Origin of the sequence: Kitasatospora sp. NBC_01300 (assembly GCF_041435235.1) — a bacterium.
Lineage (GTDB): Bacteria > Actinomycetota > Actinomycetes > Streptomycetales > Streptomycetaceae > Kitasatospora.
Window position 1 is genome coordinate 5,849,260 of the sequence record NZ_CP108408.1, and the last position, 12,451, is coordinate 5,861,710.

The following is a 12,451-nucleotide window of genomic DNA, read 5'->3' on the forward strand; positions in this document are numbered from 1 at the left end:
ACCGACATGAGTGAGACCCAGACGTCCACGTCCCGCGAGGACCGCATAGCGGCCCTGCCCGAGCACCTGCGGGCCCTGCTGCGGGACCGCCTGGCGGGCGCCGAGGCGCCCGCCGCCGAGGCCGCGGCGAGCACCGCGCTGCGCCCCGCCGACCGCGACCGCCCGCTGCCGATGTCCTTCGCCCAGCAGCGGATGTGGTTCCTGTACGAGTTCGACCCGGAGTCGGTCGGCTACAACTCCTCCTTCGCACTGCGGCTGCGCGGCGACCTCGACCGCGCGGCGCTGCAGGGCGCGCTGGCCGCCGTCGTCGACCGGCACGAGGCGCTGCGCACCACCTACGACCAGGTGGACGGCGTCCCGGTGCAGGTCCCGCACCCGAGCGTGGACATCCCGCTGCCGGTCGTGGAGGCCGGCGGCGGGACGCCCGAGGAGCGGGAGGAGGAACTGCTGCGACTGGTCCGCGAGGAGGCCGGCCGGCCCTTCGACCTGCGCACCGGCCCGGTGCTGCGGACCCTCCTCGTGCGGCTCTCCGACCGCGAGCACGTGCTCGTCCTGAGCATCCACCACATCGCGCACGACGGCTGGTCGCTGTCGATCATCACCCGCGAGCTGGGCCAGCACTACGCGGCCGCGCTCCAGGGCCGCGAACCCGACCTGCCCGCGCCGGGGCCGCAGTACGCGGACTACTCGGTGTGGCAGCGCGAGCGGGCCTCCGGCGGGCGGCTCGACGAGCAGCTCGACTACTGGCGCGAGCAGCTCGACGGCGTCCCCGTGCTGGAGCTGCCGACCGACCGGCAGCGCCCCGCCGTGCCCACCGGGGCGGGCGCCTTCCACGAGTTCAGCGTCCCGGCGGAGACCGTCGCCGGGCTGCGCGAGCTCACCGAGTCCGCCGCGGCGACGCTGTTCATGACGCTCACCGCGGCCACCCAGCTGCTGCTGGCCCGGCTCTCCCGGCAGGAGGACGTCGCGATCGGCACCCCGGTGGCCGGCCGCGACGAGCCCGAACTCGCCGACCTGGTCGGCCTGTTCCTCAACACCCTGGTGCTGCGCGCCCGGATCGAGCCGGGCCTGGGCTTCCGGGACTTCCTGGGTCAGGTCCGCGACACCGTGCTGGCCGGCTTCGACCACGCGGAGGTCCCGTTCGAGCGGGTGGTGGACGCCGTCCAGCCCGAGCGCGACCCCAGCCGGATGCCGCTCGCCCAGGTGCTCATCGTCCTGCAGAACGCCCCCGAGGCGCTCCTCGACCTGCCCGGGCTGACCATGGAGCAGCTGGCCCTGCCGCAGGCGAGCACCGGCTTCGACCTCGTGGTGGCCTTCGAGGAGCGCCCCGACGGCAGCCTCTGGTCCGCCCTGGAGTACAGCACCGACCTGTACGACGAGGCCACGGTGCGCCGCTTCGCCGGCCACCTGACCACCCTGCTCGGCTCGATCGCCGCCGACCCCGACCAGGAGCTGGGCCGGCTCGACCTGCTCGACCCGAAACAGCACAACCGGCTCACCGTGGACTGGGCCCGCAACCCGGTGGCCTTCCCCGAACAGGACCCGGTGCACCTGCTGGTGGCCAAGCGGGCCGCCGAACGCCCCGACGGCCTCGCGGTGGTGCGCGGCGACGAGCGGCTCAGCTACGCCGAACTCGACCGCCGGGCCGGGCTGTTGGCCGAGGTGCTGCGCTCCCGCGGCACCCGCCCGGGCGACGTCGTCGGCGTCTGCTGCGAGCGCGGCCCCGACCAGGTGGCCGCCACCCTCGCGGTGCTCAAGGCCGGCGCCGCCTTCCTGCCGCTGAACCCGCGCTTCCCGGCCGCCCGCCGGGAGCTGATGCTGGCCGAGACCGGCGCCGGGTTCGTCTTCACCGAGCGCGCGCTGGCCGCCGACGCGGGCGAGTCCGCCGCCGAGCCGCTGATCCTGGAGGACCTGCGCCCGCAGCTCGACGCGCACACCGGCCCGGTGCCCGAGGGCGACCGGGTGGGGCCGGACGCGCTCGCCTACATCGTCTACACCTCCGGCTCCACCGGGACGCCCAAGGGCGTGCTGCTGGGCCACGGGGGCCTGACCAACGTGGTCAACGCCTCCCGGCTGATCGTCGGCACCGGCCCCGAGAACACGGTGACCCAGCTCTCCTCGCCCAGCTTCGACGGCGCGGTCTGGGAGACCTTCCTCGCCCTCGTCTCCGGCGCGGCGCTCGCCCTCCCGGCGAACGAGTCCGAGGCGCTGGGCAGCGAGCAGCTGCGCGCCATGGCGGGAGGCCGGCCCACCGTCCTCGCGCTGCCGCCCGCGGCCCTCGCGGCGGTCGAGCCCGAGGCGCTGCCCGCGGGCTCGGTGGTGCTCGCCGTCGGCGACCGCTGCCCGGTCGGCCTGGCCCGCAAGTGGTCTCGGGTCCACCGCTTCATCAACGGCTACGGCCCGACCGAGAACACCGTCGGCGCCACCATGTTCGAGGTCCAGGACGAGGAGGCCGGCAGCCGGCTGTCGATCGGCCGGCCGCTGCCCAACACCGAGGTCTACCTGCTGGACCCGCACGGCAACCCGGTGCCGCCCGCCGTCACCGGCGAGATCCACCTCGGCGGCCGCGGCGTCGCCCAGGGCTACCTGGGCCGCCCGGAGCTGACCGAGCAGCGGTTCGTCCCGCACCCCTTCGCGGACGACCCCGGGGCCCGGCTCTACCGCACCGGCGACCTCGGCGCCTGGCTGCCCGACGGGCGGATCGACTTCCGCGGCCGCGCCGACGACCAGGTCAAGATCCGCGGCTTCCGGGTCGAGCCCGGCGAGATCGAGTCGGCCATGCAGCGCCACCCCGCGGTCGACCAGGCCGCCGTGGTGGTCCGCGAGAGCGACCGCGGCAAGCAGCTCGTCGGCTACCTGGTCGCCGCGCCCGGCCGCGACCGGGGCGAGGCGGTCCGCGAGGTCCGCGAGGCCCTGACCGAGGAACTGCCCGCCTTCATGGTGCCGGCCGCGCTGATCCCGCTGGACGCGATGCCGCTCACCACCAACGGCAAGGTCGACCGGGACGCCCTGCCGGACGCCCGGGAGGCCCTGACCAGGGTCTCCACCCCGCCGAACGGCCCGGTGGAGACCGCGCTGGCCGAGGTGTTCCGCTCGGTGCTGGGCATCGAGGACGTCGGCGCCGAGGACGACTTCTTCCTGCTCGGCGGCGACTCCATCCTCTCCACCCAGGTGGTCGCCCGGGCCCGCCAGGAGGGCCTGCACTTCACCGCCCGGGACCTTTTCCAGCACAAGACCGTCGCGGCGCTCGCCAAGGCCGCCGGGACGGGGGAGAGCGGGCCGGCCGAGGAGGACCCGTACGCCACCGGGCCCGTGCCGCTGACCGCCGTGCAGCAGTGGTTCTTCGAGCACCACACCGTCAACCCGGGCCACTTCAACCAGTCGCTGCTGTTCGAACTCGTCCCGGGCACCGACACCGAGGCCCTGCGCGCCGCGCTGGCCGCGCTGGTCGGGCAGCACGACATGCTGCGCGCCCGCTACACCCGCGACGCCGGGGGCACCTGGTCCCAGGAGGTGGCGGTCGAGGCCGACGGCTGCTGGGACTTCCAGCGGCTCGACCTCGCCGGGGCGCCGGACGCCGAGGAGCGCGCCACCGCGGCGTTCCGGCAGGCCCAGAGCGGCCTGCGGCTGGCCGAGGGGCCGCTGCTGTGCGCCGTGTTGGCCGACCTCGGGCCGGACCGCCCGGCCCGGCTGTTCCTCACCGCGCACCACCTGGTGGTCGACGGCGTCTCCTGGCGCATCCTGCTCGACGACCTGCGCTCCGCCTACGCCGACCTGGCGGCCGGCCGGCCCGTGCGGCTCGCCCCGCGCTCCACCTCCTTCGGCCAGTGGTCCCGCCGACTGCGCGAGCACGCCCTGACCGGCGGCTTCGACGACGAGCTGGCGCACTGGCGGTCGCTGCCCGAGCCCGCCGGGGAGCCCCTGGACACCGGCCGGTTCGGCGACCGCCGCACCGCGCGGCACACCCTGACCGAGGACGACACGGAGGCGCTGCTGCGCCGGGTGCCCGGCGTGCTGCGCGCGCAGGTCCACGAGGTGCTGCTGACCGCCCTCGCCCAGGCGCTCGCCGCCCAGGGCCACGCGGGCGACGGCGGCACCGTGATCGACCTGGAGGGGCACGGCCGCGAGGAGATCCTGGACGGCGTCGACCTGTCCCGCACCGTCGGCTGGTTCACCACGATCTACCCGGTGCTGCTCGACGTGCCCGCGGACCTGGCGCCGACCGCCGCCGTCCGGGTGGCCAAGCGCCGGCTGCGGGCCGTCCCGCGCCGCGGCATCGGCCACGGCGTCCTGCGCCTGGCGGCGGCCGCCGAGGCCCGGGAGGAGCTGCTGGTCCCCGCGCCCAGGGCCCGGATCGGCTTCAACTACCTCGGCCAGTGGGACAACCAGCTGCCCGAGGGGGACCGGCTGATCCTGCGCCACCTGGACCACGGCGGCGGCGACCACGAGCCGGCCGAGACCCGCACCTACGAGCTGGACGTCGCCGCCGCGGTCGAGGGCGGCCGGATGGAGCTGTCCTGCGTGTACGCGGGCGGCCGGTTCGACGAGGCGGCGGCCACCGCCCTGCTCCGGCGCATGCACGAGGCCCTGCGCGAGATCGTCCGGGCCTGCGGATGACCGGCCGGGCCGGTACGGACACGGCCCCGCGGGGCCGACGGAAGGAAGTGACCGTTTGAACGACGACCAACCCTGGCTGGTGATCCCCAGGCCGCGCCCGGAGGCGACCCGGCGGCTGGTCTGCCTGCCGCACGCCGGCGGCAGCGCGGGCTTCTACCGGCCCTGGGCCAACCACCTCTCGGCGGCCGTCGAACTCCAGCTCGTCCAGTACCCGGGGCGGGAGGAGCGGATCGAGGACCCCTTCGTCCAGGACGCCGCGACCCTGGTGGCCCAGCTGACGCAGGCGCTGCTGGAGACCGACCGCCCCGGCGTCGAGACGGTGGTCTTCGGCCACAGCATGGGCGCGCTGCTCGCGTACGAGACCGTGCAGTCGCTGCACGCGCAGGGACTGCCGGTGGCCCGGCTGGTGCTCTCCGGCTACCCGCCGCCGCAGGCGCCGGCCGGCTCCGGCGACGGACCGGCCGGGCGGGCGCCGGCCCTGCCCCGCGGCGACGACGAGCTCCTCGCCACGGTCGCGGGCCACGGCGGGACCCAGATGTCGATCTTCGACGACCCGGACATCCGGGAGATGGTGCTGCCGATCCTGCGCAACGACTACCTGCTGATCGACTCCTACCGGCCCACCGCGCTGCGCCCGGTGGACTGCGGGGTCGTGGTGCTCACCGGGGACTCCGACGTCACGGTGAGCGTCGAGCGGGCCCGCGGCTGGGAGGCACTGGCCGGCAAGGAGTTCGCGTTCCACGTGCTGCCCGGCGGGCACTTCTACCTGACCGCGCAGCGGGCCCGGGTCATCTCACTGCTGCACGACTACCTGTTGGACGGTGGCTGAGCCGGCCCGGCCGGGCCGCGAACCCCCCGTCCGACCCCCGCCTGACCCCCGTCGAATTCCGGCGAGTTCCGGCGAGTTCCGCCGAACAGATGGCACCCCCAACCATCGGGTGTCATCTGTTCGGCATGTCGGAAAACCCCCGGCGAACGCCGGGACGCGCTGGAGTGCGTGTTTCCGCTGAGGCTTAAAAGCCTGTTTTCCGGAGGCTCCGCTGCCGCAGGATTTCGAGCCATGGGACAGCCCGGGGCTCCGGGTTGAACGACCGGCTGAGAGGGTCAGGAATGCTGGGCAACGTCGTCATCGTCGGTGGTGGGACATCCGGTTGGATGGCCGCCTCGTACCTGCGCGCCGCATTCGGCGATCGCATTTCCGTCACGCTGGTGGAATCCAAGCGAATCAAGTCCATCGGGGTCGGCGAGGCGACCTTCAGCACCGTTCGGCATTTCTTCAACTACCTGGGCCTGCCGGAGCACGTCTGGATGCCCAAGTGCAATGCCACCTACAAGCTCGGCATCCGATTCGAGAACTGGCGGCGCAAGGGCCACTACTTCTACCACCCCTTCGAGCGCCTCCGGGTCGTCGACGGCCTGCCGCTCACCGACTGGTGGCTGAACAGCCGCTCCGGCGACCGCTTCGACCAGGACGTGTTCCTGATGGCCGCGATCTGCGACGCCGAGAAGTCCCCGCGCTACCTCGACGGCACCCTCTTCGAGCAGGACTTCAAGGAGGGCGGCAACACGGCCGAGCGCGACACCCTCACGGAGCAGGACACCCAGTTCCCGTACGCCTACCAGTTCGACGCCTCGCTGCTGGCCGACTTCCTCTCCGGGTACGCCACCGAGCGCGGCGCCAAGCACATCGAGGACGACGTCGTCGAGGTCGTCCAGGACGAGCGCGGCTGGATCAGCGGCGTGCGCACCAAGGAGCACGGTCTGATCGAGGGCGACCTCTTCATCGACTGCACCGGCTTCCGCGGCCTGCTGATCAACCAGACCCTGGAGGAGCCGTTCAACTCCTTCCAGGACACCCTGCCCAACAACCGCGCGGTGGCGCTGCGCGTCCCGGTCGACATGGAGAAGCGCGGCCTGCGCCCCTGCACCACCGCCACCGCCTCGGACGCCGGCTGGATCTGGACCATCCCGCTGTTCGGCCGCATCGGCACCGGCTACGTCTACTCCGACGAGTACGCGACGCCCGAGGAGGCCGAGGCCACGCTGCGGGCCAAGGTCGGCCCGGACGCGGAGGGCCTGGAGGCCAACCACATCAGGATGCGGATCGGCCGCACCCGCAACGCCTGGGTCAACAACTGCGTCGCCATCGGCCTGTCCAGCGGCTTCGTCGAGCCCCTGGAGTCGACCGGCATCTTCTTCATCCAGCAGGGCATCGAGGAACTGGTCAAGCACTTCCCGGACGCCAACTGGGACCCGGGGCTGCGCCGCTCCTACAACCGCATCGTCGGCAACACCATCGACGGCGTACGGGAGTTCCTCGTCCTGCACTACAAGGCCGCGGCCCGCGAGGACAACGCCTACTGGCGGGACGCCAAGACCCGGGTGATGCCCGACGGCCTGGCCGAGCGGATCGAGCTGTGGAAGGCCAAGCCTCCGACGGAGGCCACCATCTTCCCGCACTTCCACGGGTTCGAGTCCTACTCCTACCTGGCCATGCTGCTCGGCCTCGGCGGCATCGAGCTCAAGGCCCCGCCCGCGCTCGCCCTGCAGGACGGCAGCCGCGCGGAGAAGGAGTTCCAGCTGCTGAGCGACCAGTCCGCCGAGCTCCTGAAGCGCCTGCCCAGCCAGTACGAGTACCTCGCCCAGATGCACTGACCCTTCGGCGCCCCGAGAAAGGAGGCACCATGGACAGTCTTCCGTACGTACCGGCCGCGGTGACGCTCGCTCTGCTCGTCCCCGTGGCACTGCTCGGACGCCGGCTGGCGAAGCTGCTGCGGCAGCCGGAGATCGTCGGCGAGATCATGGCCTGCCTCCTGCTCGGGGCGCTGCTGGCGAGCCAGTGGCACTGGAAGCCGGCCACCATGGACGGCGGGGCCGTCCTGGAGAAGGCGGGCCACCTCGGCCTCGCGCTCTTCCTGGTGGGCGCCGTCCACGAGATCCGGGCCGGCGGCAGCCGGCTGGGCGGGCGCAGCATCGCGATGACCGCCGTGGGCTCGCTGCTGCTGCCGCTCGGCTGCGGCGTCGCGTTCGCCGCGTGGGTGCTGGCCGACGGCTCCCCGGCGCTGCGCGGCGGCGCCCCGGCCGGGGTGCTGGTCCTGATGCTGGCGATCGCGCTGGCGGTCACCGCCGTCCCGGTGCTGGCCGGCATCCTGGACGACCGCGGCATGCTCAACACCGCGATCGGCCGGCTCTGCATGGCGGTCGCGGTCTCCATCGACGCTGTCACCTGGTCGCTGCTGGCGATCGCGGTCGGCCTGGCGCACGGCGGCGGGAAGATCACCCCGTACCTGGTGTTCGTCGTCGGCCTGCTGGGCGCCTGGCTGATCCGCCGGGCCGGGGCCCTGCCCGGGCCCCGGGCCTGGGCCGAGCGGATCCCGGTCGCGGTGCCGATCGGGCTGACCGCCGCCGCGGCCGTGGCCGCCGCCCTGACCACCTCGCGGCTCGGCCTCACCGACGTGCTCGGCGCCGTCCTGGTCGCCCTGGCGCTGCCGGGCGAAGACGGCGTCGGCCCCTGGACCAGGGCCGCCCACACCGTCGGCGGCTGGGGCCGGATCGTGCTGCCGCTGCTGTTCACGGTGACCGGCATGGGCCTCGCCTCGGCGCCGCTCAGCGTGTTCTCCTGGCAGGCCGTCGTCCTGTCCGTGGTGCTCGCGATCTTCGGCAAGCTGGTCGGCAGCTACTACGGCGCGCGGGCGGCCGGCCGGCCCCCGGTCGAGTGCATGCGGATCGCGGTGTTCCTCAACGCCCGCGGCCTGACCGAGCTCGCCGTCCTCCAGACGGGCTACCAGGCCGGGATCCTCACCCCGGCGCTGTTCCTCGCCCTCGTCGTGATGGCCCTGTTCACGACGGTGCTCAGCGGTCCGCTGCTGTGGGTCATCGACCGGCGCACGGCGAGCGTGGACGCGCCCCGGACCGCGGAGCCGGTCCCCTACCCAGTCGAGCGGTGAATCACGTGGAACTCGTCACCTCAACCCCCTCCGATTTCCGGACCTTCATGTCCGGCTTCCCGAGCGGCGTCGCCATCGTCACCTCGCTGGACGACGCCGGCCGGCCCTGGGGCATGACCTGCTCCGCCCTGTGCAGCGTCACCGTCGAACCGCCCACCCTGCTGGTCGGCATGCGGGCGGAGAGCCCGACGCTGAAGGCCGTGCTGCGCAGCGGCCAGTTCGCGGTGAACCTGCTGCACGCCGAGGGCCGCGGCACCGCCGAGCTGTTCGCCTCCGGTGACCCGGACCGGTTCGACGCCACCACCTGGCGGCTGCCCCCCGGCGCCGGCGGACCCCACCTCGTCCACGACGCCCACGCGGTGGCCGACTGCCGGGTCAGCCAGCTGGTCCCCGTCGGAGGCCAGCGGATGGTCTTCGGCGAGGTCATCCGGATCACCGAGCTCAGCGACGCGTCGCCGCTGCTCTACGGGAGGAGACAGTTCAGCACCTGGCCCGCCTAGCAGAGCTAGCAGAGCGTCCCCACAAGACGCCCAGACCACCGTTGTGGAGGAGAGATGACCGCTCAACCCACCGACGCGGACACGCCGCAGGGCACACCCGCCCGCGACCAGGGCATCCAGCGCCACAGCGCGATGCCGGTCCGGAAGTACCAGCCGTACCAGGCGGTCGGGCTGCCCGACCGCGGCTGGCCGGGCCGCCGCGCGGAGCAGGCCCCGCTGTGGTGCAGCGTCGACCTGAGAGACGGCAACCAGGCCCTGACCGATCCCATGGACATCACCCGCAAGCGGCGGATGTTCGACCTGCTGGTCGCCATGGGGTTCAAGGAGATCGAGGTCGGCTTCCCCACCTCCTCGCAGGACGACCACGCCTTCCTCCGCCACCTCGTCGACACCGGCGCGATCCCGGACGACGTCGTCGTCCAGGTCATGACGCCGATCCGCGGCGACTTCATCGAACGCACCGTCAAGGCCCTGGAGGGCGTGCCGCGCGCCGTCCTCCAGATCTTCAACCCGACCTCGGAGGTCCAGCGCCGCCTGGTCTTCCGCAAGGACCGCCGGCAGACCACCGCCATGGCGCTCGACGGGGCCGAACAGGCCCTCAAACTCCAGGACTCGATCCCCGGCACGGAGATCTACCTCCAGTACGCGCCGGAGTCCTACACCCAGACCGAGCCGGACTACGCGCTCGAACTCTGCAACGCCGTCCTCGACTTCTGGGCCCCGCGGGCCGCGCACACGCTGCGGATCAACCTGCCCTCCACCGTCGAGGTGTTCCCGCCGCAGGAGTTCGCCGACCGGATCGAGTACACCCACCGCAACCTGCTCCACCGCGAGCGCACCATCCTCGGCGTGCACCCGCACAACGACCGCGGCAGCGGCGTCGCCGCCGCCGAACTCGCCGTCCTCGCCGGGGCGGACCGGGTCGAGGGCACCCTGTTCGGCAACGGCGAGCGCTCCGGCAACGTCTGCCTGGTCACCCTGGCCATGAACCTGTTCTCCCAGGGCGTCGACCCGATGCTGGACCTGAGCGACATCGACGGCATCCGCCGCATCGTCGAGAGCTGCAACCAGATGCCCGTCCACGCCCGCCACCCGTGGGCCGGCGACTTCGTCTACACCTCCTTCGCCGGCTCCCACCAGGACGCCATCGCCAAGGGCCTGCGCGCCCGCGAGGAGTCCGGGCAGGAGGTCTGGGACGTGCCGTACCTGCCGATCGACCCGCGCGACATCGGCCGCGGCTACCAGGCGCTGATCCGGATCAACACCCAGTCCGGCAAGGGCGGCATCGCCCACCTGCTGCGCACCGAGTACGGCATCGAGCTGCCGCGCCGCCTCCAGATCGACTTCGCCGCCGAGATGCAGGCGGTCTGCGAGGAGATCGGCGGCGAGATCACCGGCGACCAGCTGTGGGAGCACTTCGTCGAGCGGTACGTGGCGTTGGGCACCGAGACCGTGCCCGGCCTGCCGGAGCCGGAGCCGCTGACGGCGGAGCCCGGCGACACCCGCTGGAGCGGGGCCACCGCCGAGGCGGTGGCCGGCTACGGGCTCGACGCCGTCGTCCAGGGCCTCGTCGTGGAGCGGGCCGGCGCACCGCTGAACGCGGTCACCGCCGCCTTCGAGATCGTCGTGGACTCCCACTCCTACTGGGGGGTCGGCATCGCCGGGGAGGAGGGCGAGGCCGTCGGCCGGGCCGTCCGGGCCGCGTCCCTGCGGGCGCTGCTGGACACCGAGCGGTCCGGTCTGTCCGAGGCCCGCTAGGGCCACCGGGCTTCACAGGGCCGACGGGCCGGGCCGACGGGCTTCACAGGGCCGACGGGCCGGGCCGGCGGGCCGAACAGGGCCGACGGGCTCAACAGGGCCGACGGGCCGGGCAGGGCCGCCGTGGGCGGGGGAGGGAGGAGCCAAGCATGCCCTGGAACACCTTGATCGACGTGGCACGGGAGGACGTGCTCCCGCTGACCGCCCAGATCCGGGACGGCATCAAGCGGGAGATCGCCGAGGGGGCGCTGCACCCCGGCACCCGGCTGCCGTCGAGCCGTCAGCTCGCCGAGGATCTGCGGGTGTCCCGCAGCGTCGTCGTCGAGGCCTACGGGCAACTCGTCGCCGGCGGCTACCTGGAGGCGACCCGGGGCTCGGGCACCCGGGTCGCCACCCACCTGGACCGGGGCACCCGGATGCCGACCCTCCTCGGCGACGCCCGCCCCGCCCCGGTGATCCGCTGGGACCTGCGGGCCGGCGGCGCCGACGCCTCGGCCTTCCCCCAGCGCGAGTGGCTGGCCGCCTACCAGCGCGCCGCGCGCCGGCTCGGCCCGCGCGACCTCGGGTACCCGCCGGTGTCCGGCGTCCCGGCGCTGCGCGCCGAACTCGCCCGCTACCTCGGGCGGGCGCGCGGCGTGCACACCACCCCCGAGCACGTCATGGTGGTCTCCGGGTTCGCCCAGACGCTCGGCCTGGTCTGCGCCACGCTGCCCCGTACCGGCCTGGGCGCGCTCGCCGTCGAGGACCCGTGCCACCCGCAGCAGCGCCAGTTCATCGTCGAGTCGGGCCTGGACTGCCCGTCCGTCCCGGTCGACGAGCACGGCATCGACGTGGCCGCGCTGGCCCGTACCGGCGCCCGCGCGGTGCTGGTCACCCCCGCCCACCAGTTCCCCACCGGCGCCGTGCTCAGCGCCGAGCGCCGGGCCGCCCTGGTCCGCTGGGCGGAGGACGTGGACGGCTGGATCATCGAGGACGACTACGACGGCGACCTCTGGCTGGACCACGGCCGCCGGCCCACCGCGCTACAACGGCTGTCCCCCTCCCGGGTGCTCTACGCGGGCACCGCGAGCAAGTCGCTGGCCTCCGGGATGCGGCTGGGCTGGCTGGTCGCCCCGCCCCGGCTGCGCCGCCGCCTGGAGGAGGTCCGCTCCCAACGGGACCTCGGCTGCGACGTGTTCACCCAGCACGCGTTCGCCGAACTGCTGGACGGCGGCGAACTCGACCGCCACCTGCGGCGCCAGCGCGAACGGCTGCGGGCCCGCCGCGAGGTCTTCCACGAGGCCGTGCGGCGCCGGCTGCCGGGGGCCCGGATCGTGGGCGCCTTCGCCGGGCTGCACGCCTACGTCCAACTCCCGCACCGGGTGGACGAGGCCGCGCTGGTCGCCCGGGCGCTGCGCCGCTCGGTGCTGGTGCGCGGCGGCCGCTCGTACCACCACCGGTCCTGGCAGTCCGGGCCGGCCCTGGTGGTGGGGTACGCCGGGGTGCCCCGCAGCGGCGTCGCCGAGGCGGTGCGGGAACTGGGCGAGGCCTACGCCGAGTCGGCGGCGGACGGCTGCCTGCGCAGTGCCTGAGCCGCGCCCCGGCACGCGGCCGTACGAGACCGGGAGACGCCCGGACAGACAGCGGAGA

The 12,451-nt window shown here is 73.8% G+C and carries 7 protein-coding genes; all 7 read left to right on the forward strand.

Annotated features, from left to right (window positions below):
• Window positions 1-6: 6 nt before the first annotated feature.
• The 7 genes from OG556_RS25805 (at window position 7) to OG556_RS25835 (ending at window position 12,393) form a co-directional block, all read left to right on the forward strand.
• Window positions 7-4,617: an amino acid adenylation domain-containing protein gene (locus OG556_RS25805; RefSeq protein ID WP_371519824.1), complete on the forward strand. Its 4,611-nt coding sequence runs from the start codon at window positions 7-9 to the stop codon at window positions 4,615-4,617.
• A 55-nt stretch (window positions 4,618-4,672) separates the two neighbouring features.
• Window positions 4,673-5,446: an alpha/beta fold hydrolase gene (locus OG556_RS25810; protein WP_363375474.1), complete on the forward strand. Its 774-nt coding sequence runs from the start codon at window positions 4,673-4,675 to the stop codon at window positions 5,444-5,446.
• Between the two features lie 281 nt (window positions 5,447-5,727).
• Window positions 5,728-7,272, forward strand: a complete 1,545-nt coding sequence (locus OG556_RS25815) for a tryptophan halogenase family protein (RefSeq protein WP_371519827.1) — start codon at window positions 5,728-5,730, stop codon at window positions 7,270-7,272.
• Window positions 7,273-7,301: 29 nt separating this feature from the next.
• Window positions 7,302-8,564, forward strand: a complete 1,263-nt coding sequence (locus tag OG556_RS25820; RefSeq protein ID WP_371519830.1) for a cation:proton antiporter — start codon at window positions 7,302-7,304, stop codon at window positions 8,562-8,564.
• A 47-nt stretch (window positions 8,565-8,611) separates the two neighbouring features.
• Window positions 8,612-9,064, forward strand: coding sequence for a flavin reductase family protein (locus tag OG556_RS25825; protein ID WP_363585116.1), 453 nt, complete (start codon window positions 8,612-8,614; stop codon window positions 9,062-9,064).
• Between the two features lie 54 nt (window positions 9,065-9,118).
• On the forward strand, window positions 9,119-10,822 hold the full coding sequence (locus tag OG556_RS25830; protein ID WP_371519833.1) for a 2-isopropylmalate synthase: 1,704 nt from the start codon (window positions 9,119-9,121) through the stop codon (window positions 10,820-10,822).
• 149 nt (window positions 10,823-10,971) lie between these two features.
• Window positions 10,972-12,393, forward strand: coding sequence for a PLP-dependent aminotransferase family protein (locus OG556_RS25835; protein ID WP_350880968.1), 1,422 nt, complete (start codon window positions 10,972-10,974; stop codon window positions 12,391-12,393).
• Window positions 12,394-12,451: the final 58 nt, after the last annotated feature.